This is a genomic window from Enterococcus sp. DIV2402, from assembly GCF_017426705.2.
In the GTDB taxonomy this organism is placed as follows: Bacteria; Bacillota; Bacilli; order Lactobacillales; family Enterococcaceae; genus Enterococcus_F; species Enterococcus_F lowellii.
This window is the reverse complement of the sequence record NZ_CP147251.1, coordinates 3,149,475-3,173,367: the sequence shown is the minus strand read 5'-3', so window position 1 is coordinate 3,173,367 and position 23,893 is coordinate 3,149,475. Positions and strand designations below refer to the sequence as shown.

At 37.1% G+C, this 23,893-nt stretch carries 24 protein-coding genes; 18 read left to right on the top strand and 6 right to left on the bottom strand.

All coding sequences use genetic code 11. The features are described from left to right. Nucleotides 1–2: 2 nt before the first annotated feature. The 8 genes from DOK78_RS15470 to DOK78_RS15435 all read left to right on the top strand — a co-directional run bounded on the left by DOK78_RS15470 (nucleotide 3) and on the right by DOK78_RS15435 (nucleotide 9,861). Nucleotides 3–728 (top strand): tetratricopeptide repeat protein, encoded by a 726-nt coding sequence (locus DOK78_RS15470; protein ID WP_207871555.1) that lies wholly within the window; start codon nucleotides 3–5, stop codon nucleotides 726–728. Between the two features lie 410 nt (nucleotides 729–1,138). After that, entirely contained in the window at nucleotides 1,139–3,868 is a 2,730-nt protein-coding gene (locus DOK78_RS15465; protein ID WP_207871554.1) for a cation-translocating P-type ATPase, read from the top strand. Between the two features lie 127 nt (nucleotides 3,869–3,995). Continuing rightward, entirely contained in the window at nucleotides 3,996–4,676 is a 681-nt protein-coding gene (locus DOK78_RS15460) for a response regulator transcription factor (protein ID WP_207871553.1), read from the top strand. Continuing rightward, complete coding sequence (locus DOK78_RS15455; RefSeq protein ID WP_207871552.1) at nucleotides 4,666–6,003, top strand: sensor histidine kinase; 1,338 nt, start codon at nucleotides 4,666–4,668, stop codon at nucleotides 6,001–6,003. The genes DOK78_RS15460 and DOK78_RS15455 overlap by 11 nt, the downstream gene beginning before the upstream one ends. A gap of 90 nt (nucleotides 6,004–6,093) precedes the next feature. Beyond that, entirely contained in the window at nucleotides 6,094–6,720 is a 627-nt protein-coding gene (locus tag DOK78_RS15450) for a PepSY domain-containing protein (protein ID WP_207871551.1), read from the top strand. 161 nt (nucleotides 6,721–6,881) lie between these two features. Next, the gene (locus tag DOK78_RS15445; RefSeq protein WP_207871550.1) at nucleotides 6,882–7,310 is read left to right on the top strand and encodes a hypothetical protein; all 429 of its coding nucleotides are present in this window, start codon (nucleotides 6,882–6,884) and stop codon (nucleotides 7,308–7,310) included. Between the two features lie 217 nt (nucleotides 7,311–7,527). Next, nucleotides 7,528–8,109, top strand: coding sequence for an AAA family ATPase (locus DOK78_RS15440; RefSeq protein ID WP_207871549.1), 582 nt, complete (start codon nucleotides 7,528–7,530; stop codon nucleotides 8,107–8,109). 264 nt (nucleotides 8,110–8,373) lie between these two features. Continuing rightward, nucleotides 8,374–9,861 carry an Lsa family ABC-F type ribosomal protection protein gene (locus DOK78_RS15435; protein ID WP_207871548.1) on the top strand — a complete coding sequence of 496 codons (1,488 nt, stop codon included), beginning with the start codon at nucleotides 8,374–8,376 and terminating at the stop codon, nucleotides 9,859–9,861. Between the two features lie 50 nt (nucleotides 9,862–9,911). Here the strand turns inward: DOK78_RS15435 and DOK78_RS15430 are convergent, their stop codons facing one another. From DOK78_RS15430 to DOK78_RS15420, 3 genes are read right to left on the bottom strand one after another with little or no spacing between them, the layout of a single operon-like run. Next, nucleotides 9,912–10,073, bottom strand: a complete 162-nt coding sequence (locus DOK78_RS15430) for a hypothetical protein (RefSeq protein ID WP_207871547.1) — start codon at nucleotides 10,071–10,073, stop codon at nucleotides 9,912–9,914. Between the two features lie 11 nt (nucleotides 10,074–10,084). Next, nucleotides 10,085–10,435, bottom strand: a complete 351-nt coding sequence (locus DOK78_RS15425) for a hypothetical protein (RefSeq protein WP_207871546.1) — start codon at nucleotides 10,433–10,435, stop codon at nucleotides 10,085–10,087. An 18-nt stretch (nucleotides 10,436–10,453) separates the two neighbouring features. Further along, nucleotides 10,454–11,476 (bottom strand): lactonase family protein, encoded by a 1,023-nt coding sequence (locus DOK78_RS15420; RefSeq protein WP_207871545.1) that lies wholly within the window; start codon nucleotides 11,474–11,476, stop codon nucleotides 10,454–10,456. 177 nt (nucleotides 11,477–11,653) lie between these two features. Between DOK78_RS15420 and DOK78_RS15415 the strand changes: the two genes are divergently transcribed. Continuing rightward, entirely contained in the window at nucleotides 11,654–12,004 is a 351-nt protein-coding gene (locus DOK78_RS15415) for a PTS glucitol/sorbitol transporter subunit IIA (protein ID WP_207871544.1), read from the top strand. 11 nt (nucleotides 12,005–12,015) lie between these two features. Further along, a complete protein-coding gene (locus tag DOK78_RS15410) occupies nucleotides 12,016–13,173 on the top strand; it encodes an AI-2E family transporter (RefSeq protein ID WP_207871543.1) in 1,158 nt (385 codons plus the stop codon). A 49-nt stretch (nucleotides 13,174–13,222) separates the two neighbouring features. On the opposite strand, the gene DOK78_RS15405 is transcribed toward DOK78_RS15410, so the two are convergent. Beyond that, nucleotides 13,223–13,843: an NAD(P)H-dependent oxidoreductase gene (locus DOK78_RS15405; protein WP_207871542.1), complete on the bottom strand. Its 621-nt coding sequence runs from the start codon at nucleotides 13,841–13,843 to the stop codon at nucleotides 13,223–13,225. Between the two features lie 149 nt (nucleotides 13,844–13,992). Here DOK78_RS15405 and phnX point away from each other — a divergent pair, with 149 nt between their 5' ends. After that, nucleotides 13,993–14,796, top strand: a complete 804-nt coding sequence (gene phnX / locus DOK78_RS15400; RefSeq protein WP_207871541.1) for a phosphonoacetaldehyde hydrolase — start codon at nucleotides 13,993–13,995, stop codon at nucleotides 14,794–14,796. A gap of 27 nt (nucleotides 14,797–14,823) precedes the next feature. Here phnX and DOK78_RS15395 read toward each other — a convergent pair whose 3' ends face one another. Further along, complete coding sequence (locus tag DOK78_RS15395) at nucleotides 14,824–15,114, bottom strand: rhodanese-like domain-containing protein (protein ID WP_207871540.1); 291 nt, start codon at nucleotides 15,112–15,114, stop codon at nucleotides 14,824–14,826. Nucleotides 15,115–15,416: 302 nt separating this feature from the next. Here DOK78_RS15395 and rpsO point away from each other — a divergent pair, with 302 nt between their 5' ends. From rpsO to DOK78_RS15380, 3 genes are all read left to right on the top strand, one after another. Further along, on the top strand, nucleotides 15,417–15,686 hold the full coding sequence (gene rpsO / locus DOK78_RS15390; RefSeq protein WP_016174218.1) for a 30S ribosomal protein S15: 270 nt from the start codon (nucleotides 15,417–15,419) through the stop codon (nucleotides 15,684–15,686). Nucleotides 15,687–16,206: 520 nt separating this feature from the next. Continuing rightward, a complete protein-coding gene (pnp, locus tag DOK78_RS15385) occupies nucleotides 16,207–18,327 on the top strand; it encodes a polyribonucleotide nucleotidyltransferase (protein ID WP_207871539.1) in 2,121 nt (706 codons plus the stop codon). A 58-nt stretch (nucleotides 18,328–18,385) separates the two neighbouring features. Next, a complete protein-coding gene (locus tag DOK78_RS15380; RefSeq protein ID WP_207871538.1) occupies nucleotides 18,386–18,781 on the top strand; it encodes a hypothetical protein in 396 nt (131 codons plus the stop codon). A gap of 700 nt (nucleotides 18,782–19,481) precedes the next feature. Here the strand turns inward: DOK78_RS15380 and DOK78_RS15375 are convergent. Beyond that, nucleotides 19,482–19,946, bottom strand: a complete 465-nt coding sequence (locus tag DOK78_RS15375; protein WP_207871537.1) for a GNAT family N-acetyltransferase — start codon at nucleotides 19,944–19,946, stop codon at nucleotides 19,482–19,484. Nucleotides 19,947–20,108: 162 nt separating this feature from the next. Here DOK78_RS15375 and sufC point away from each other — a divergent pair, with 162 nt between their 5' ends. From sufC to sufU, 4 genes are read left to right on the top strand one after another with little or no spacing between them, the layout of a single operon-like run. Beyond that, nucleotides 20,109–20,882: a Fe-S cluster assembly ATPase SufC gene (gene sufC / locus DOK78_RS15370; RefSeq protein ID WP_207871536.1), complete on the top strand. Its 774-nt coding sequence runs from the start codon at nucleotides 20,109–20,111 to the stop codon at nucleotides 20,880–20,882. 14 nt (nucleotides 20,883–20,896) lie between these two features. Further along, entirely contained in the window at nucleotides 20,897–22,189 is a 1,293-nt protein-coding gene (gene sufD, locus DOK78_RS15365; RefSeq protein WP_207871535.1) for a Fe-S cluster assembly protein SufD, read from the top strand. After that, nucleotides 22,186–23,421 carry a cysteine desulfurase gene (locus tag DOK78_RS15360; RefSeq protein ID WP_207871534.1) on the top strand — a complete coding sequence of 412 codons (1,236 nt, stop codon included), beginning with the start codon at nucleotides 22,186–22,188 and terminating at the stop codon, nucleotides 23,419–23,421. The genes sufD and DOK78_RS15360 overlap by 4 nt, the downstream gene beginning before the upstream one ends. Then, nucleotides 23,408–23,890, top strand: a complete 483-nt coding sequence (gene sufU, locus DOK78_RS15355; protein WP_207871533.1) for a Fe-S cluster assembly sulfur transfer protein SufU — start codon at nucleotides 23,408–23,410, stop codon at nucleotides 23,888–23,890. The genes DOK78_RS15360 and sufU overlap by 14 nt, the downstream gene beginning before the upstream one ends. The last annotated feature ends 3 nt before the right edge of the window (nucleotides 23,891–23,893 follow it).

Below are 23,893 nucleotides of genomic sequence, written 5' to 3'. Positions count from 1 at the left end.
AATTGGGCGTAGATGATGATAAAAAGAAAAATTTCTCAGTGTTCAGTCGAATTTCTAAATCATTAGGAGTGGAAAAGAAAGACGATACGACTCAGGAAGAAGAACCGACTATTGACGTTAGCACAACAGATGAGCAACAAATAGACTCCATATCTGATAATGTTGTGGATTTGGCTGAAAAGCAAAAACAAGAAAAGAGCCAAGAAGGATTAAAATGGTTAAAGGCTGCCGCAGATGTCGGCGATACTGGAGCTATGAACGAGTTGGCCTATTGCTACCTATCTGGCGTGGGCTTAACGCCTGACCCGATTGAAGGTGAGCTTTGGTTACGTCGTTCCGCAGAACTAGGTGACTTATGGGCAATTGTGGATTTAGCAGTGCGCTTGTTAGATGGTGAAGGAATCGAAAAAAATTCTTTCGAAGGAGAAAAATGGTTGCGTTTGGCAGTTGAGCGTCGTGATGCGATTGCCACTAGAGTGCTCGGTTATCGTTTGTTACATGGCGATGGCTTGCAGAGAAATAAAGAAGAAGGCGCTCGTTATTTGTTTATTGCCGCAGAAGAGCTACATGAATTAGTGGCAATGCGTTTATTGGGCATCTATCTTATCAAAGGTGATTTCTTAACCAAAAATGTAAAACAAGGGGAATATTGGTTAAAAAGAGCTGCAGATGGTGGCGAGAAAGTTGCTATGCGTGAATGGGGCAGATATTTAATACGAGGGCTGTAAATAAGTACAGCTCTACGCGATGTCAATTTCCAGAAAGTAAGGCTAATTTGGCAATTCCGCAATTTCTTGTTCAATAAAAGTTTCTATTTTTGAATGAAGAAATTGCGGATGCTTCAAAGTCTAGTTGGCGAGAAAAATTGACTTTCAAATTTCTTTTCAGAAAACTGTCAAATAAATTGTCAGAAGAAAAAACATCTTGTATAATAAATTCTGTAATAATTTTTTTGTATCATGAGGGAGTAACTTGCAGCACATACGCTGTGGCAACGTCACCAACCGAAAAGAACCTAACAACTTTTTTTCTGGTGTTGCCTTAATTAGTGAGACTTATGTATGTGTCGCACATACACAAGTCTATTTTTTTTGAAAAAATAGAGGTGTATGGAGGCAAAAATTAAAGGAGGAAGAACATGTCAGAGGAAAATGCAAAGAAACAACAACTATCGCAAGCTTTTTACTCTCAAACAGTGGATGCTGTTTTTGAAGAATTAGGATCACAACCTGAAGGACTTTCTGATAGTGAAGCGAAAAGTCGCTTAACGCAATATGGTGCCAATGAATTAGAAGAAGGCAAAAAGAAAAGCATGTTGCAAAAATTCTTAGAGCAATTTAAAGATTTAATGATTCTTGTTTTAATTGCTGCTGCTGCAATTTCAGCGATGGTACCAAATGCAGAAGGCCACCGTGAGTGGGTGGATGCAATTATCATTCTAGCCGTAGTTATTATCAATGCGGTAATGGGTGTTATCCAAGAAGCAAAGGCGGAACAAGCAATTGAAGCTTTGCGTGAAATGTCAACGCCTAATGCGAATGTATTACGTAATGGTCATAGTGTGACTGTAAGTAGTACAGAATTAGTTCCAGGAGATATTGTTTTATTAGAAGCTGGGGATGTTGTTCCAGCAGATATGCGTTTAATTGAAGCGAGTTCGTTAAAAATTGAAGAAGCGGCTCTTACTGGAGAATCTGTTCCAGTTGAAAAAGAATTAACAGTTCTTGAAGGAAAAGATATCGGAATTGGTGATCGAATCAATATGGCGTATTCAAACAGTAACGTAACATATGGTCGTGGTAAAGGGATCGTTGTTAATACTGGGATGAACACAGAAGTTGGTAAGATTGCGGGGATGTTAGCAAATGCTGACGAAACAGAAACACCATTAAAACGTAACTTGAATCAATTAGGTAAGTTCTTAACTGCTGCAATTTTAATTATTGCGGTTATCATGTTCTTTGTTGGTACAGTCTTAAATGGTCGTGATTGGGTTGAGATGTTATTAACTTCTATCTCATTAGCTGTTGCTGCGATTCCAGAAGGGTTGCCAGCGATTGTAACTATTATCTTAGCTTTAGGTACGCAAGTAATGGCGAAGCGTAATGCGATGATTCGAAAATTACCAGCTGTTGAAACATTAGGAGCTACTGATATTATTGCTTCTGACAAAACGGGAACATTAACGCTAAACCAAATGACTGTTGAAAAATTATACTTTGATGACCATCAATATGCAGCATCAGATGATATTTCAATGGATAATATGGCGTTAAAAATTATGAACTTCGCGAACGATACACGTATCGGTCAAGAAGGTAACCTAATGGGTGACCCGACAGAAACAGCTTTAGTTCAATTTGGTCGTGATAAAGGCTTTGATGTTCGTCAAGAAGAACCAAAAGAACCACGCGTTGCAGATTTACCATTTGATTCAGATCGTAAATTGATGAGTACAATTCATAAATTGGCAGATGGTCGTTTCTTAGTAGCAGTAAAAGGTGCGCCAGATGTATTATTAGGTCGTACCAAAGAAGTACTATTAAACGGTAAAGTTTTACCAATGACAGCTGCTGAACAAGAAAAAGTATTATCAAACAACAAAGACATGGCAAAACAAGCATTACGTGTCTTAGGTATGGCGTATAAATACATTGACAGTGTTCCTGAAAAATTAGTTTCAGAAGAACTTGAAAATGATTTAATTTTTGCTGGATTAGTCGGCATGATTGACCCTGAGCGTGCGGAAGCTGCAGGTGCAGTTAAAGTTGCTAAAGAAGCAGGGATTCGTCCAATTATGATTACCGGTGACCATCGTGATACAGCAGAAGCAATTGCAGGTCGTTTAGGAATCATCAAACCAGGTGATGACGCTGCTGTTTTAACTGGTGCTGAATTAAATCAAATGTCTGATGCTGATTTAGCACAAAATATTTCAAAATACTCTGTTTATGCTCGTGTATCTCCAGAACATAAGGTACGTATTGTAAAAGCTTGGCAACAAGAAGGTAAAGTTGTAGCCATGACTGGTGACGGTGTAAACGATGCACCTTCATTAAAACAAGCCGATATCGGTGTTGGTATGGGGATTACTGGTACAGAAGTGTCTAAGGGTGCTTCTGACATGGTATTAGCGGATGATAACTTTGCGACAATCGTTGTTGCTGTCGAAGAAGGACGTAAAGTCTTCTCAAATATTCAAAAGGCTATCCAATATTTAATGGCTGCAAACTTAGGGGAAGTATTGACACTATTTATTGCAACATTATTAGGTTGGGACACATTACTACCAATCCATCTATTATGGATTAACTTAGTGACAGATACATTCCCAGCGATTGCTTTGGGTATGGAACCTGCTGAAAAAGATTTGATGGCGCATAAACCTCGTGGTAAGAACTCAAACTTCTTCTCCGGTGGTGTTATGAGTAGTATTATTTACCAAGGTATTTTAGAAGCTGCAGCTGTATTATTTGTATACTGGTCTGCACTACAATGGCCAGCGCATACAGCGGCAAACATGCCAGGTTTAGATGCCACAGGATTGTATGACTTACAACATGCAGATGCGTTAACAATGGCGTTCGCAACATTAGGTTTGATGCAGTTATTCCACGCGTTCAACGTGAAATCTGTTCATCAGTCATTGTTCAAAGTTGGCGCATTCCGAAACAAAGCCTTCAACTGGGCGATTCTATTATCATTTGTATTAATGATGGGGATTATCGTTATTCCAGGTCTAAACGATATCTTCAAAGTAACGCATTTAGACTGGTACCAATGGGGAATCGTAGTGGGTGCTTCATTTGCGATTATTCCAGTTGTTGAGATTGTAAAAGCAATCCAACGTGCAATGGGTAAAGAATAAAATAAGGAAAAGTGATTAGCTGTTTAGCTAGTCACTTTTTTTATGAAAAAATCTTCATCTATTATTTACCCTAAACATTTTCGAAAAAGGAAGTCTTTCTTTATAATGAAGAAAAGGAGGGCTGTAGATGGAAAATGTCAGCATTTTATTAGTGGAAGATGAAGAAAGTTTAGCTAGTTTTATTCAATCTGAATTAACATTTGAAGGCTATGAGGTCATCTGGGTGAAAGATGGACAAGAAGCACTAGATGCTTTTGCTACACATGCGTTCGATTTGATTTTATTAGATTGGATGTTGCCTAAATATGATGGGATTACGGTGGCTAGACGGATTCGCAAAGAGAGCGATATTCCGATTATCATGATGACCGCTCGCAACCAAACAACGGATATTGTGATTGGCTTAGATACAGGATTGGATGATTATATTACCAAACCATTTGATATTGAAGAGTTATTTGCGCGCATTCGTGTCATTGAACGACGCTTAAATAAACAAGAAGCAACAACAATCACCTATCACCAATTACAGTTAGATATTGCCAAACACCAAGTAACCATCGATGAGGAAGAAATTTATTTAACACCCAAAGAATTTGGCATATTGTATGAATTAATGAAAACACCAGAAGAAATAAAAACACGTGACGAATTGTTAAATACCGTATGGGGCTATGATTTTATGGGACAAACGAATGTTGTGGATGTGTATATCCGCACGCTTCGCAACAAATTAGGAAAGTACGGATTAATGATTCAGACGGTACGTGGAGTAGGCTATGTATTGAGGGAATTAGATGACAGATAGAAAAAAAGGTGCACAGTTTCAGCTAACAAGTCGTTTTGTAGCCATTTTGACGGGCTTGTTACTTATTGTCAATGTAGCCTTTGTTACGATTTCTTTATATTCTGTTTATTATTATTTAGCCGATCAAGCCAAAGAAATTGCGACTACCTTAGAGGAAGTACCGCAAGCAACAGATGATTGGGATGCTTTAGTTGATGTGACAATTGCTAAAAATGAAGAGGATGCCGTGCGAATTTTGTTAACAGATGGTCCGACGTATTATTCAAAAGATGGCAAGGAAATTTTTACCGAATTGGCAGAAGGTACGGCTTTACCCATCTTTAAAGGTATTATTTTGATGGAGGATGAAATTTATTATTTTCAACGGCATCAGCAGCAAGGACGAACTGTAGAAATTGCGATTCATGGCAATACAGTGATTGAAATGATGATGCGCATGTTAGTCATTAGTGTGCTGTTAAATCTGTTTGCCGTATTGATCGGCAGTTGGATTATTTACTTTTTCGTTGGTAAATGGAGCAAGACTTTGCAACAAATGACCCAAGAAATGAAAGAAATCGAGTTAACCAACAACCAAGCAAAACTATTGAGTGTCCCAGAAACGCCAAGTGAAATTAAACAAGCTGCATCTTCCTTTAATCAGTTATTACGCATGCAACGGGAAGCGATGAAACGAGAAGGGCAATTTGTGACGGATGCTTCTCATGAATTACGAACCCCATTAACGGCGATTCGCGGTCATGTCCAATTAATCAAACGGCGTGGATCAGCCCATCCAGAAGTCATTGCGCCATCAATTGATTTTATTGATAAGGAATCAAAGCGGTTAGAAACCATGACGAATCAATTATTGCTATTAGGTAAACATCATGCTACACAGGTTTGTAAAGAGGTTGATTTCTCTGTCTTAGTGCAACAAGAAGTTCAGAAATTACAAGCGTCTTGCCCTCAAGAAGTGACGTTTGATATTCAAGAAAACATTCATATGTATGCTGACGAATTAGAGCTGCAACAAATTTGTCAAAATTTATTTGGGAATGCCAGAAAGTATTCCGCAGCCAATGAGACTATCCACATTCGTTTACAGGCAAACGAAACCATTCAATTAGACGTAGCCGATACTGGGGAAGGCATTCCAGATGAAATGAAAGGGCGGATTTTTGAACGTTTTTTCCGTGTAGATAGTTCGCGCTCTAGCCAAGTTGAAGGTTCAGGAATCGGTTTAGCCATCGTGGCGTCGATTGTTGAAAAGTATCAAGGAAAGCTATCTGTAGCCGATAATCAACCAAAGGGCAGTATTTTTACCGTGGAATTTCCTAAAAAATGAAAAAATCTTCATAGCAATTTTAGATAACTCGATAGTAAAGGGTCGTTAAAATGATTAAACTATAGATAGAAATTAAAGGAGGAAACCAACGTGAAAAAAACAATCTTATATACAAGTACCCTAGCGTTAGCATTAATTTTTGCTGGCTGTGCCGCTGAAAATCCAGTTTCTTCAGGAAATGAAACGCCAACAAATACATCATCAACGTCATCAAGTGCAACAACGACAAGCTCATCAGCAACAGCTACATCTGCTGCAGCTGAAATTCCAACCTTTAAAGTAACGGTAGAAGATGCCATTCAAGCTTATCAAGAAACACATCCAAATACCGATATTACATCCATTGAATTGGATTCTTCATTAGGAAATTATTTCTATAAAGTAGAAGGTGTGGATGATGACAACGAATACGAAGTCAGTGTCGATGCACAAACCAAAGAAGTGAAGAAACAAAAAGAAGAAGCCCTAGATGCCGATGAACAAAAAGGTGTCAAACGTCAAGAAGACAAATTAGACTTGTCTGATTTATTAACAGTTGAAGAAGCTGCTAAAATTGCTACCGATGAAGCCAAAAGTGGTCAAGTAACTGATTGGGATTTAGATAAAGAAATGAATATCACTTATTGGGATGTTCAAGTCAAAGATGGCAACAAAGAAACCAATGTGAAACTAGATGCTAAAACAGGTGAAGTTTTAGAAGTTGAATTGGATGATTAATCCGAACGGAATAGTCTGATAAAAAATAAAACAAACGATATCCAAACTATGTAAAATGAGCGGGTTAACCTCTCGATAGTTTGGATATTTTCTTTTTGACTTTTCTAAATCATTGAAAAAAGGTACAATGAAGCAAACAAAAAGAAAGTAGGGAATGATGGGTGAAACCTAATTTAGGCTATTATGTACAAAAAATTAACGATATTGTAAAAAATACAGAAGCAATCGGTGAAGAAATGCATCCTTGCTACGAAGAAATTCGTCAAGCGATTGATAAAGAAGAGCTAGCGGCTATTTCAGATGAACGTCGTGCAGAGATTGTTACTATTTTTAAAGAAGGAACGAACCAATACACAGCGATGCAACAAACGGTTAGTACATTACGTCCTCCAGCACGTGTGATGGGCATTCATAAAAAATTTGAACGTGCGTATACCGAATATGTTCAAGGATGCGAAGAAATGATTACGAGTCTTGAAACGGGGATTGACGTTGCAGCTTTTGATCGTGCAGAAATAAAACAAGATACAGCAACAGATGCTATTTCATTTTCTATTCAACGAATGACAAGTTTATTATTGAAAAAATAAAAATGATAAAAATAAAGCGAAAAACGAGAAATATTTAATGGAACTATTAGGTTATTTTTATGACAGAAGTCTTAAAAGGGGCTATACTAAGTCCATAACCAACAATAACCTTTTTATTTTTCATTTTACTCCTTAGTAGAGTAATTACTCCTTTTTCCGTCAGTCCTAACCAAACTGGCGGTTTTTTTGTATAGTTAATTAAGAAAGAGGTGGCACTATGAGCTTAATTGTTTTAATCGGCGCACAAGCAGTAGGAAAAATGACCGTCGGCAAAGAATTGGAAAAGCAAATCGATGGCAAATTATTATATAACCATCAGACAATTGATTTGTATGCTAATTTTTTAGGTTACACCCAAGAAACTTTTCGCTTATCGGATTTAACACGTAGAGAATTGTTCAAGTCCTTTGTGTTAAATAAAAACAATAATGTCACAGAAGCAATTATTTTTACGATTATGATTGGGTTTAGTGAGGCCTATGACCGTCAATTTTTAAAAGAAATTGCGGCTATTTTTTTAGATGCTGGCGAAGAGGTTTATTTTGTCGAACTGGTGACAGATTTAGAAACACGCATTCAGCGAAATGTCGGCGACGATCGTTTGGCCGCCAAACCTTCTAAACGGGATATTGCATTTTCGCATCATGAGTTAATCACGTCAAATGAAAAATGGCGTTTGGTTTCTTTACCTAATGAATTAGCTACATTAGAACCACGTGCCAAAACGTTGATTATCGACAATACGCAGTTGTCACCTGTTGAAACTGCTACAAAAATCAAAGAAACGTTTGACTTGTAATTTTTTTCGTTGCATGGAAATTTCAATCATGGTATGCTTATTTTAATAAAAAACGAAGTGAGGGATCCTCTATTGAAAAACTAAGCCAATTTGTTGAAGCTGCATAAAGACTGTCTTGTTTACAAGGAAGCAGTGTGCAGATTTTCAGGATTGGGTAGTTTTTTGATACGGGGTCTTTTTGTGTACCTTTGTATAAGAATCCTTGTCCTGAAAATAGCCAAGGATTTTTTCTTGCCTTTAAAAAGGTGAGTCGAGGTGAATAAAATGACAACAATTGAAATAAAAAATTTAACATTTGGTTTTGATGCGCAAACAACATTATTATTTGAAGAGACCAATTTAACCTTAGATGCTACTTGGAAACTGGGGTTAATTGGTCGTAATGGGCGTGGCAAAACGACCTTATTACGTCTGTTACTAGGGGAATATTCTTATAGTGGCAAAATTGAACACCAATTAAACTTTACGTATTTTCCCCAAACAGTGACGGATAAATCGCAATTGACCTATTATGTCTTACAAGAGCTTTCTGACTTTGAGCAGTGGAAGTTAGAGCGTGAACTGAATCTACTCAAACTAGATGCTGAAATATTATGGCGTGAGTTTTCAAGTTTGTCTGGTGGCGAACAAACCAAGGTTTTGTTGGCATTGTTATTTGTAGATGATGTGAATTTTCCATTGATTGATGAACCAACCAATCATTTAGATGTAACTGCGCGTCAGCAAGTGGCAGACTATTTGAAAAAGAAACAAGGGTTTATTGTCGTCAGTCATGACCGGAGTTTTGTAGATGAAGTTGTGGACCATGTTTTATCCATTGAAAAAAGTCAATTGATATTGTATCAAGGAAATTTTTCAGTTTATGAAGAGCAAAAAGGATTACGTGATGTATACGAACAAGAACAAAATGCGAAATTGCAAAAAGAAGTGAAACGCTTGAAACAAACTGCTGCAGAAAAAGCAGAGTGGTCACGTGGACGTGAAAAAGACAAATATGGTTCACCAACAAAAAAAGGTAGTGGAGCCATCTATGATACCGGAGCAATTGGTGCACGAGCTGCTCGCACAATGAAACGCTCTAAAGCAATCGTTAAGCGGATGGAAGACCAAGCAGTTGAAAAAGAAAAATTATTAAAAGATATTGAATATATTGATCCTTTAACAATGAACTTTCGACCAACACATCGCAAGCAATTATTGAAAGTAGAACAGTTACAATTGAGCTATGGTGAGCGACAGTTATTTCAACCTATTTCATTTGAAATCAATCAAGGAGAACGTGTGGCTATCCAAGGAGCGAATGGTTCAGGAAAATCCTCCATTATTCAATGCCTATTAGGTCAGTTCAAGGGAGAAATCAGTGGGGAAATTGTTCAACCACAAGGCGTGACCATTAGTTATGTACGTCAAAATTATGAAGATAATCAAGGGACATTGCAGGAATTTGCAGAAGAACATCGCTTAAGTTACCAAGATTTATTAAACAACTTACGGAAATTAGGTATTGAACGAACCGTCTTTAATAATCGAATTGAAAATATGAGTATGGGACAGAGAAAACGCGTAGAACTAGCGAAGTCATTAGCAACTCCTGCTGAATTATTTATCTGGGATGAACCATTAAATTATTTGGATGTGTTTAATCATAAACAACTAGAAGAAGTCATTCAATCGATTCAACCAACGATGCTGATTGTCGAGCATGATACAACTTTCTTAAAAAATGTAGCTACAAAGATTATCCACCTTTAAAAAGCGATTTGCTTGAAAAAAAGTGGTGCAGAAATTTTCTGCACCACTTTTTAGTTTTCGACATTACGGACGTAATCATCGAAGTATTGTAATAATTCATTTTTTAATTGTTGGTAATCGTCTTCTGTATAGTCTTTTTCCGCTAGTTTAATTTCTAAAAAGGGAATATTCAACTCTTCTTTTAGACGATCCAGTATATCTAATCGGTCCATTTTTTTCACCTTTATAATAAATTAAATGATGCATTGACAGTTTCATAGGTTTGACTCATGTAGATTAAACGATTATAAAGTGATTCCAAATCATCATTTTTATGGAAAAGGACTTGCTTTAATTCGAAATAAAATACATCAAACGCATTAACAAATTCTTCTACTTCTTTCGTTTGTAATTCTTCAAAAGTATCGCAACGAACATAAGCTTTTTCAGCAATCGCATAAGCTTCTGCTGTAGTCAAAATAGCTAAATATTCATTAAAATTACGACTAGTGACTAATTCATAAGCGGATTGGCATTTGTTATAAATATTTGAAAAGTCTTTAACTAATAATTCGACTGGCGTTTTTGAAAACATAGCGACTCCTCCTAGGGATTATTTTTCAAATAAGACACAGACACATTCTGGTGCATAAATATCTTTTTTAATAAGTGTCAATGTGCCATTTTCTGGATCACGACGATACAATGTAAGGTTATCTGTATTTTGATTGGCACAGATGACAAAGTTTTCTGTCGGATCTAAATCAAAATCACGAGGATGATCGCCTTCTGTTGAAATGTGTTGAACAAAAGTAACACTTGCGCCTTCTTCTGCTACAGCGAATACAGCGATAGAGTTATGACCACGATTTGATAGATAGACAAAACGGCCATCACTAGAAATACGAATAGCTGCGCCACCGTTAAAGCCTTCGAAATCTTCTGGTAAAGTGGACACTTTTTGTAACTCTTTAAATGTACCTGTTGGCGCATCATAAGCTAAAACAGTAATCGTACTGTCTAATTCTCCAAATAAATAGGCATAGTTAGTATTTGGATGGAAAACTAAATGACGAGGACCTGTTCCAGCAGGCGCAACATATGTCGCAACTTCGGTTAATTTTCCTTCGTTAGATACATCGTATGTGTAAACACGGTCTGTTCCTAAATCACAAACAACTAAACGATCATCTGGAGTTAAGTCTGTGTAATGTACGTGAGGAACATTTTGATTTTCATGTGGTCCGACTGGCTCATCATGAAACACTGCGTCAGTTGCTTCTAAAGAACCATCGTCCAAAATTTTGTATACGTTTACTTCGCCTTTGTGGTAGTTGGCACCGTAAACAAGTTGACGTGCTTCGTCTACTGCTACATAACATAACGGAGCGCCTTCTTCTGTCACAGCATTTAAAAAGTTAAATTCTGGATCATACGCACCCGCGCCGCCTTTACCGTCAATTTCTGTGACTGTATACGTGAAGCCTTTTTCACTACGTGCTAAATAAGTGGGACTATTTTCTTCAGTAAGTAATTCTAAGTCTACCAACTCTTCTTTATCTGTGTCTAAAACTAAAGAATAAATTCCTTTACTTTCACGACGAGTGTAAGTTCCTAAAAACATTTTTTCTAACATAGTGTTACCTCCTAAAAATAGATTATATTTATTTTAACATACAACTTCTGAAAGAAGAACATTGTCTGACTCAAACATCTGTGAGAAATAACATAAACATAAGGAACCTTCTGACAGACTTAATAAATAATATGTTATAATTTATCTATCCATAATAACAGGAGGTCGATGTTTAGGATGCATCAAGGAAAAGTAGTTACAATTGGTCAAGAAGCAATTGATGAAAATGAAAAAATCTTGATTTTTTTCGGTAAAGGAGTAACAGATGGGTTACGTCCATACTCTATCATTCAAGAAGTCGAACAAGCAAAAGACATCGAATTAGCCGTAGGCGGGAGTATTTTGTTTGGGGCCCAAGAGTACCAAATTACGTATGTAGGCCATTTGGCGAATCAAAATTTACAAACGATTCAACATATTTCATTTGTATTTTCTGAAGTGCCAACCGATAAATTATCAAGTAGCGTGTATTTAACACCTGCTAAACTTCCCGAAATAACAGAAGGGATGACCATTACTTATCGCTAGGAGGAGAAACGATGGAAAAGAAAAATAAGTCGCTTTCGTGGTTTTGGAAATGGTTTTTAAATAATCAAGTAGTGACCGCATTATTAATTGTTTTGCTCGTCCTACTTATCATTAATCTATTTACCCGCGTCTCGTATTTATTTACGCCGGTACTACAATTTTTAGCAATTGTCGGTTTACCGATTATTTTAGCAGGAATATTGTATTATTTAATGAATCCGGTGGTCGATTTTGCAGAGAAAAAAGGCATCAAACGAATTTACAGTATTATTGCATTATTTGTTTTAGTAGTAGGGTTATTGGCATGGGGAATTGTCGTAATCGTGCCAAAAATTCAAGAACAAACATTAAGTTTTGTAGATAATTTTCCACAATATGTCAAAGTAGTTGAAAAAACAGTGAATGATTTATTCTCTGATCCAATTTTTAGTCAGGTTCAAGAACAATTGACCGCATCTGGCGAAAAATTCATGAACTCATTAACAGAAGTCATTCAAAATGTATCAAAAACTACTTTCCAAAATCTGGGGAATTTCTTCGGGGCAGTGGCATCCATTGTCGTCGCAGTGATTACCATGCCGTTCATTTTATTCTATCTATTAAAAGATGGGAAAAAATTGGGTCCTTATATTGTCAGCTTTTTACCAACCAAATTGCGTAAACCAACTTTGAAAGTTTTGGGTGAAATGAACGCTCAAGTATCTTCTTATATTCGTGGACAATTAACGGTAGCTTTTGCAGTGGCAATTATGTTTATGATTGGGTTTTCAATTATCGGTTTAGATTATGCCATTACACTAGGGATTGCAGCAGGTTTCTTAAATTTAATTCCGTATTTGGGCTCATTTTTAGCTCTTGTTCCAGCGGTCTTTTTAGGAATTGTGGGCGGACCAGTGTTATTAGTGAAAGTTCTGGTTGTATTTGTTATTGAACAAACGATTGAAGGCCGTGTGATCTCACCATTAGTTCTAGGAAGTCAGTTATCGGTTCATCCCGTTACGATTTTATTAGTGCTATTAACTTCTGGAAAACTATTTGGTTTAGTGGGCGTAATCTTGGGAATTCCAGCATATGCCGCAATTAAGGTAGTGATTGCTAACGTGTTTGAATGGTACAAACGCATTTCTAATTTATATGAAGAAGAAACAGAAGTTGTATCAAAAGAATAAGCAAAAAAAGCTAGAGACCTTTTTTCAAGGTTTCTAGCTTTTTTGATGACTAAAAGTTTAAGCTAATTTCTTCAGCTTTTTCAATAGCTTCATTGATAATTGATTCTGTTTTTTCTGGAAAATGATCGGCGCCTTCAACAAAGATTTGGTTGAAATCAGTCACGCCAATAAAGTTTAAAATACCTTTGACATATTGTGAAGCGAAATCCTGTCCTTCATAAGCACCACCACTCGCTTGAATATGCAAGGCTTTTTTGCCTTCTGTTAAAGGTTGTGGTCCAGCTTCTGTGTAACGGAATGTTTTTCCCGCAACGTTGATCGTATCAAACCATGCTTTCAAACGTGTAGGAATGTTTAAGTTCCACAAACCGTTTGCAATAACTACTTTATCAGCAGCTAAGAATTGGTCTGTTGATTCGTTGAAACGCGCAATTTTGCGTTGTTGTTCTGCTGTTAATGTAGAAAAATCTTTGCCTTCACGTAAATCGTTCCAACCAGACATAATATCATAATCAATTTCAGGAAAATCTTCATGATATAAATCTAATGTAATGATTTCGTCTTCCGGGTGACTTTTTTTGTAACTATCTAAAAAAGCATAAAAAACTTTCATGGATTTTGATGCTTCATCTGTCATTGGGTGCGCTTTAACCGCTAATAATGTTGCCATAGAATCTCTCCTTTTAATTTGTAAGTAAGTTCTTAAAAATAGTATACAAGATAAAAAAAGGAATTCAAATATATTTGTTTGATTTTTTTCTGCCTAAAGGCAATATCTATTGTAGAATTAATTAAAACGTATATGGAGGATTTGAATGTATGATTAATACCGTAATTTTAGATTGGGCAGGAACAACAATTGATTTTGGATGTATGGCGCCAGTGGATGCCTTCTACCAAGCCTTTAAAAAAGAAGGTATAATAGTAACAAAAGAAGAAATTCGATTACCAATGGGGACAAAAAAACACGATCATATTATGACTATGTTAAAGATGCCGCGAATTGCTCAAGAGTGGTTAGCTGTTCATGAACAAGAACCAACAGAAACCGATATTAATCGTATCTATCAAACATTTGAAGACGTGATTTTTCAAACCTTAGATCAATATTCAGACGTGAAATTAGGTGTGTTAGAGGTAGTCGAACAATTAAAAGCGATGGGGATATCGATTGGCAGTACAACAGGATACACAAGTGACATGATGAAAATTGTTGCTAAAGTTGCAGCTGAACAAGGTTATGAACCAGATTTCATTGCAACTCCTGATTTAACAAAAGGAATTGGTCGTCCGGCACCGTATATGATTTTTCATATCTTAGAGCATTTTTGCACACCATCAGTTCAAAATGTTGTTAAAATTGGTGATACGATTTCAGATATTGAAGAAGGCAAAAATGCAGGTGTCTTTTCGATAGGTTTAATAGAAGGCAGTTCATTAGCGGGTTATTCTTTTGACGAGTATCAACAGTTATCAGAAACAGATAAACAGGAGCTGGATGAACGTGTGCGTGAGGAATATTATGTTGCGGGAGCAGATGCGGTGCTTGATAACTTAGCTGAATTGCCAGCGTTTATTGCGATGCTAAATAAAAAATCAAATGAATGCAAAAAGAGCAACTGAACGAGAACGCTCAGTTGCTCTTTAGTGTTATGCAGCTTCTTTTCTAAGAGCTTTCATACCACCGATGACATGTATTGCTTTATATCCATGATTATTTAAAAATTGTGCAATGATGTCTGAACGACGACCAGAATGACTGAGCACATAATAAGTTGTATTTTCATCTAATTCATTTAAACGATTCGGCAAACTAGTTGTCGGCATAGAAATAGCATCAGGTAGGTGACCTTCGCTAAATGCACTTGCATCACGAATATCCAAAATAGCAATAGATTGATTTAGCAACAGTTGAAAGTCTTGTACATTGATTGAATTCATAAAAAAATTCCTTTCTTTCTTGAATGAATTGATTTTATGTGCTTTTTTGAAAATATGCAACGTTTTTGTATATAGATGAAAAAATAATGAAACAAATCTTAATGTTTTCAACATCAAACATAGAACAACATACGTTTTGTTTGTATAAATATTGTTTTTCCGTAAATTAAACATAGAAACTTGCTTTTTTAGAGAGAATCAAGTAAAGTATATCTGTGCGTTAAGCACCACCTGTCACTTGGTTTGACGAATCACCAACGTTTTACTCAGTTGCAGGGAAATAATCGAAAGAGGTGGAAAACATGGCAATTTCTAAAGAACGTAAAAACGAAATCATCAACCAATTTGCTCGTCATGAAGGAGATACTGGTTCTCCAGAAGTACAAATCGCTGTATTAACTGAAGATATCAATACTTTGAATGCTCACATCCGTGAACACAAAAAAGATCACCATTCATACCGTGGTTTGATGAAAAAAGTTGGTCACCGTCGTAACTTGTTAGCTTACTTACGTAACAAAGACGTAGCGCGTTACCGCGAATTGATCAAAGCTTTAGGATTACGTCGTTAATCATTACAATGAGAAAAGTGAGGTTCAACCGAATCTCACTTTTTTGTTGTGAAACACAGCGATTCGCCAACTGAAAGGCGGGCGAAAGCTGATGTTGAACAATACTAGCTGAGCAAAAGCGAGGGTAGTAACCGCACCACCGAAACACAGCGATTCGCCAACTGAAAGGCGAGCGAGAGCTGATGTTGAACAATACTAGCTGAGCGAAAGCGAGGGTAGTAACCGTACCACCGAAACACAGCGATTCGCCAACTGAAAGGCGAGCGAGAGCTGATGTTGAACAATACTAGCTGAGCGAAAGCGAGGGTAGTAACCTTTTGTACCAAAGGATGGTCAGAAGAGAAAGCTTATGTTGCACAACATGATTTGGGTAAAGCAAATCATGAATTTCAAAAAAACAAAAAAATAAAATCGCTGTGACTGTTGGCCTGGCTTACTACTAACCAAATGAAAGCACTGAATTTTCAATGTTTTCATTTGTTTAGTAGCAGCCTTGACTCACAGTAGAAAAGGAGTTCTTATGACAAAGCAAGTATTTAAAACAACTTGGGGCGGACGCCCATTAGAAGTAGAAGTCGGACAACTTGCAAAACAAGCCAATGGGGCTGTTTTAGTCCGTTATGGAGACACTGTTGTCTTGAGTGCAGCTGTTGCCTCAAAAGAAGCAAAAGATACAGACTTCTTCCCGTTAACAATTAACTATGAAGAAAAAATGTATGCAGTAGGGAAAATCCCTGGAGGTTTTATCAAACGTGAAGGTCGTCCAAGTACTGATGCGACATTAACTGCACGTTTAATCGATCGTCCTATTCGTCCAATGTTTGCGGAAGGTTTCCGTAACGAAGTACAAGTAACGAATATTGTTATGAGTGTTGAACAAGATTGCTCACCTTCTATGGCAGCAATGTTGGGTTCTTCCTTAGCATTATCAATTTCAGATATTCCATTTGATGGTCCGATTGCCGGTGTGGATGTGGGTCGTGTAAATGGCGAATATGTCTTAAATCCAACTGTTGAACAAGCAGAAGCAACAGATATCGAATTAACCGTAGCAGGAACAAAAGATGCGATTAACATGGTAGAATCTGGTGCCAAAGAAGTATCAGAAACAGATATGTTAGGGGCATTATTATTTGGACATGACGCAATTAAAGAAATCGTTGCTTTCCAAGAAGAGATTGTTGCAGCTGTGGGTAAAGAGAAAATGGAAGTTACTTTGTTACAAGTTGCTGAAGACTTGAAAAAAGAAATTTTCGATGCGTATTATCAAACAATGAAAACAGCCGTTTTAACAGAAGAAAAATTAGCTCGTGAAGACGAAATTGACAAAGTAAAAGATACTGTCAAAGAAGTTTATGCAGAAAAAGCAGCTGAATTAGAAGCAGATGCTGCTGCGCAATTAACAAAAGAAGTAAAACAAATTGCTGAAGATCTTGAAAAAGATGTTGTTCGTGAATTGATTACAATTGATAAAATTCGTCCTGATGGGCGTAAATTAGATGAAATTCGTCCATTGGCATCAGAAGTAAGTTTATTACCTCGTGTGCATGGTTCTGGTTTATTCACTCGTGGACAAACACAAGCATTATCTGCTTGTACTTTAGCACCATTAGGCGAACATCAAATTATTGATGGTTTAGGTGTGGAAGAATCAAAACGATTCATCCATCATTATAATTTCCCTCAATTCTCTGTAGGTTCAACTGGACGTGCTGGTTCTCCAGGTCGTCGTGAAATTGGACACGGTGCATTAGGTGAACGTGCATTAGCTCAAGTAATTCCAAACGAAGAAACATTCCCTTACACAATCCGTTTAGTTGCGGAAGTTTTAGAATCAAATGGTTCTTCTTCTCAAGCAAGTATTTGTGCAGGCACCTTAGCTTTAATGGATGCCGGTGTACCAATTAAAGCCCCAGTTGCAGGGATTGCAATGGGCTTAGTTTCTGACGGTGAAAATTATACAATTTTAACAGATATTCAAGGTTTAGAAGACCATTTAGGCGATATGGACTTTAAAGTTGCTGGAACAAAAGATGGGATTACTGCGTTACAAATGGATATTAAAATCCAAGGTATCACAGAACAAATCTTACGTGAAGCACTAGCGCAAGCGAAAAAAGCACGTATGGAAATTCTTGAAGAATTAACTTCAACAATTGCAGAACCACGTGAAGAATTAAGCCAATATGCACCGAAGATTGAAATGATTAAGATTGACCCAGCGAAAATCAAAGACGTTATCGGTAAAGGTGGCGACACGATCAACGGAATTATCGATGAAACAGGCGTTAAAATCGATATTGATCAAGATGGAAATGTGTCAATCGCTTCTGCGGATGCCGATATGATTAAAAAAGCGATTAAGATTATTGAAGACCTAACAAAAGAAATCAAAGTTGGCGAAGTTTACTTAGGTAAAGTTGTCCGCATTGAAAAATTCGGTTGTTTCGTAAACTTAATTAAAGGAAAAGATGGTTTAGTCCATATTTCTCAATTAGCAAATGAACGTGTCAATAAAGTAGAAGACGTTGTGAAATTAGGCGACGAAATCTTAGTGAAAGTCACAGAAATCGACAAACAAGGTCGTGTGAACCTTTCAAGAAAAGCTTTATTAGCAGACGAAACAAAAGAAGAGAAATAAACAAAAAAGTTAGGATGGCAACATCCTAACTTTTTATGTATCTTAAAGGAGATTTCTTATGAAACAAAATTGGAAATTAAAAATCATGAAATTCATGCAAGGACGTTATGGACATTTTGATGCATTGGGTAAAATGCTTATTATCATTGCATTAATTGTATTGTTACTTTCTAGCTCATTTCGTTGGTTAGCCTATGTATTACTTATTGTTGCTTATTATCGCTTCTTTTCAAAAAAGATTTATGTACGCGCGAATGAAAATAAAAAATATTTAGTCTTCCAAAATAAAGTCACAAATTTTTTTAAGCAAAAAAAAGAAATATTCCAACAGCGAAAAACACATGTCTATTTTCGTTGCCCAGAATGCAAGCAACAATTACGCGCACCAAAAGGGAAAGGGAACATTAAAGTGACCTGTAGTAATTGTCACCATCAATTTGTCAAAAAAGTTTAGCTTCAATCAAAGGGAAACTTTTGTATAAAAGAATAAAAGGTGCTATAATACTTTTCCTTGCCCTTTGAAAACAGATGAATCGATGAACTCTGTGCAGAGCGTCTAAACAACGTGCAGTAGATGATTTGGGATCAGACCTTGCTGTTGCTTGATGGGATACTGTCAAACAATGAGTTGAGAAATATGGTGACATATGATGAACGAGGAGTAAAAGCTCCTTAAGGCGAAGAATCATGCAAAATATTGCTAGATATAAGGTATGGTAGCTTACGGGGAGGAGAATAAAAAGCGTAGAGAAATACTCTCGCCTCTCCTTGCTGGCGCTTAAAAAGGGATTTTTAAGAAAGTCGAAGGAAGATCCAATTAACTCCTATGCTGTGAAGGTTAGAAATAATCTATAACGTAAGAAACGAGTAAAAGTAGCTCAAAGGCAGAAATTAAACCTAGAATGGTAGACAATTGACTGAATGTTTGAGTAAAATTTGTGGTCCGTTGTGATCGACAGCACTTAAGGTTGTTTTTACAACTGTATAAAGCAAGAGAAAGTTTCAGGTCGCTCCTGTGGCTCAGTCTTCTTGGGTGCGTGACTGAATAATATCACACCAATATGGCGTAGAGAGAAATACTCCAGCGATTCATTTGTTTTTAAAGGGTAAGTAAAAACTGCGAGAACGTTATTAACAACGTTCTCGCAGTTTTTTTAATTACGTGTAATTGTACATTGCATAATTAGTTCGCCATTTTTTGAATCTTCTTCATTTGTATGTGTGAAGCCAAATGATTCGTAAAAAGGAAAGGCTTTAAGATTTTCTTTGTGCACACTTAAATAAATAGTATCGACTTGTCTGTAGTGATCTTTTAAATAATTCAAAACAGCACGAAAGAGTGCATGTCCGTATCCTTGTTTTTGATGACGATAATCAATCATAAAACGATCAAACCAAATTGAGCGCTCTGTAGTATTTTCAGCGCCAATCATCGCAAAACCAACCATTTTATGATCCACATACAATCCGATAGGTGTCCATTGTAACGAACGATCATAAGCAGCTTCCAGTAATGAATCACGATTTTCTTCAATTAAATTTTTTTGGTTTTCCGCAACAGATAAGTTTGCTGCTTCACGCCAATTGTCTTGGGTAATTGGTTTTAATTGGTATCTCATATAAAAATCACTCCTTTCCCATAGTATATCAAACTTGAAATAATTCTAAAGTAAAACGTATTCATTTTTTTAGAAAGCGTTTTTTTCAGTTCCAGTATTTGAACTTCATTCTCAATTAGTCTACAATGAATAGGAATAAATAATGAATTTGGAGGGAACGGAATGTCTGTTTTAGAAATCAAAAACTTGCATGTTTCAATTGAAGATAAAAAAATCTTAAAAGGTGTTAACTTAACTTTAAATACAGGTGAAATTCACGCAATCATGGGACCAAATGGAACAGGTAAATCAACTTTATCTGCGGCTATTATGGGAAATCCTAACTTTGACGTTACTGAAGGAGAAATTCTTTTGGACGGCGAAGATGTTTTAGAAATGGAAGTTGATGAGCGTGCGCGTTTAGGTCTATTTTTAGCCATGCAATACCCTAGTGAAATTCCTGGAATTACAAATGCAGAATTCATGCGTGCGGCAATTAATGCAAAACGTGAAGAAGATGACAAAATTTCTGTGATGGATTTCATCAAAAAATTAGATGAAAAAATGGATTTATTGAATATGCCCGAAGAAATGGCAGAACGTTACTTAAATGAAGGCTTCTCTGGTGGGGAGAAAAAACGGAACGAAATTTTACAATTATTGATGTTAGAACCAACATTTGCTATTTTAGATGAAATTGATTCTGGTTTAGATATCGATGCTCTAAAAGTTGTGGCAAAAGGGGTTAATGAAATGCGTGGCGAAGGTTTTGGCTCGTTAATCATTACGCATTACCAACGTCTATTGAACTACATCACGCCAGATGTTGTGCATATTATGATGGAAGGTCGCGTTGTAATGACTGGTGACGCTGACTTAGCTCGTCGTTTAGAAGCAGAAGGTTATGCTGGTATCAGTAAGGAATTAGGTATTGATTACAAAGAAGAAGAAGCGTAAGGAGGTCAAGATATATGAAAAACAACTTGAAAGACTATCTTGACGCAGTCAACGTTTTTTCAGCTCTAAAGGAAGAACCTGCTTGGATGCTTGAATTGCGTCAAGCTGCGTTAGACAAAGTAGATGCACTACCATTTCCAGTAATTGAACGTGTGAAATATGAACGCTGGCCATTATTGAACATTGATGAAGCTGAATTGAATGGTGAAAATGTGGTAGAAGGAACTATTCCGTCATTTGACGAAATGAGCGACCATCCAATTTTAGTACAACAAGATGGCGCAACTGTTTTTGAACAACTTCCACAACATTTAATCGATCAAGGTGTCATTTTTACCGATTTGTTTACAGCAATGCAAGAGCATTCTGATTTAGTAAAAGAATACTACATGACGAAAGCTGTACCAGTGGATGAAGATAAAATGACAGCCGCACATGCAGCCTTTATGAATGGTGGTATGTTCTTGTATGTACCGAAAAATGTTGTCATTGAAGAACCAATCGAAGCTGTTTTCCATCATAATGGCAATGCAGCAACACATTTCTTCAAACATGTGTTAATCGTTGCCGATGAACACAGTGAATTTAGCTATTTAGAACGTTTTATTACAAAAGGTGCAGAAGCTGAAAAAATTTCTGGGAATGTGGTTGTTGAAGTAATTGCTAAACCAGGTTCAAAAGTGAAATATTCAGCGATTGACCAACTAGGTGTGAACTTATCCACTTATATGAATCGTCGTGGTTATATCATGCGAGACGCTTCTGTCGATTGGGCTTTAGGTGTAATGAATGAAGGCAATATCGTTGCCGATTTTGATTCTGATTTAGTCGGTGAAGGTTCTCATTCAGAAGTAAAAGCAGTCGCAATCAGTGCGGGACGTCAAATTCAAGCAATTGATACGCGCGTAACCAATAAAGCACCTCATTCAATTGGTCACATTTTACAACACGGAGTTATTCGTGAACGTGGAACCTTAACATTTAACGGAATTGGTCACATTCTAAAAGGAGCAAAAGGTGCCGATGCCCAACAAGAAAGTCGTGTTTTAATGCTTTCAGATAAAGCTCGTGGCGATGCTAACCCAATTTTATTAATTGATGAAAATGAAGTAACCGCAGGACATGCAGCCAGTGTTGGTCGTGTTGACCCAGAAGAAATGTATTATTTAATGAGTCGTGGTCTACGTAAAGAAGATGCAGAACGTTTAGTTATTCGTGGCTTCTTAGGATCTGTGTTAACAGCGATTCCAGTCAAAGAAGTTCAAAAAGAATTAATTGATGTTATTGAAGGGAAGTTGAACACATGATCAATGCCCAAAATCTTCGACAAGAATTTCCCATTTTGAATCAAATTGTCAACGATGAACCGCTTGTTTATCTTGATAATGCTGCAACGACACAAAAACCGGATGCTGTTTTACAAGCCTTGACGGACTATTATCATAGAAATAACGCGAATGTTCATCGAGGAGTGCACACATTAGCAGAACGTGCGACCCATGATTACGAAGCCTCAAGAGAAAAAGTTCGTCGTTTTATTCATGCGAAAGAAACTGCAGAAGTTTTGTTCACTCGTGGAACGACAACTGGATTAAATTGGGTATCACGAAGTTTTGGGGATGCATTTGTTCAAGAAGGCGATGAAATCGTCATTTCGTATATGGAACATCATTCCAACATTATTCCTTGGCAACAATTAGCAGCTCGTAAAAAAGCGAAATTGAAATACATTGCACTAACACCAGAAGGCTTTTTGGATATGGAAGATGCCAAACGTCAAATTACAGATAAAACGGCACTTGTCTCTGTCGCCCATGCGTCAAATGTGCTAGGTGTGATTAATCCCGTCAAAGAATTGGCAGAAGTTGCGCATGCACATGATGCAGTGATGGTGGTAGACGGGGCACAAGCAGTCCCACATATGCCAGTCGATGTGCAAGCTTTAGACGCTGATTTCTATGCGTTTAGTGCCCATAAAATGTGTGGTCCCACAGGAATTGGTATTTTATACGGCAAACGCAAATGGTTAGAGAAAATGGAACCCGTGGAATTTGGTGGCGAAATGATTGATTTTGTCCATTTATATGAAAGCACATGGAAAGAACTACCGTGGAAATTTGAAGCAGGCACGCCCAATATTGCTGATGCAATTGGCTTAGGTGCGGCTGTTGATTATTTAGAAGCGTTAGGAATGCAAGAAATTCATGATTATGAGGCAAGTTTAGTGGCATATGTTTTACCAAAATTACAGGCGATTGAAGGATTGACGGTCTATGGACCACAAAACCCAGATGACCATACAGGTGTAATTGCCTTTAATTTAGATGGTATTCATCCACATGACGTGGCAACCGCATTGGATATGGAAGGGGTCGCTGTACGTGCAGGACATCATTGTGCCCAACCATTATTGAATTACTTAGATGTTCCAGCAACTGCTCGCGCAAGTTTTTACATTTACAATACAAAAGAAGATGCTGATCGTTTAGTGGAAGCAATTCAAGCAACAAAGGAGTTTTTCAAACATGGCACTATCTAGATTAGATAATTTATACCGTCAAGTGATTTTGGATCACTCCAGTCATCCACATCATCACGGTAGCTTAGAAAAATCAAATCAACGAATCGAATTAAACAATCCAACCTGTGGCGATGTGATCCATTTAGAATTAAATATGGAAGATGACATCATTCAAGACATTGCCTTTTCTGGACACGGTTGTTCCATCAGTACCGCTAGTGCGTCAATGATGACCGAAGCGGTACTTGGCAAAACATTGGCAGAAGCAATGGCGTTATCCGAAAACTTCTCTCAATTAGTCCAAGGAAACGATGTCCCAGAGTTGGATAAATTAGGCGATGCAGCCATGCTTGGTGGCGTCGCAAAATTTCCCGCACGAATTAAATGTGCAACTTTAGCTTGGAAAGCCTTAGAAAAAGCCTTAGAACATCCTGAAACAGGAATTGGTGAAAGTGGCTTTATGAAGCATGAAGAAGATAAGGAGTGAGAA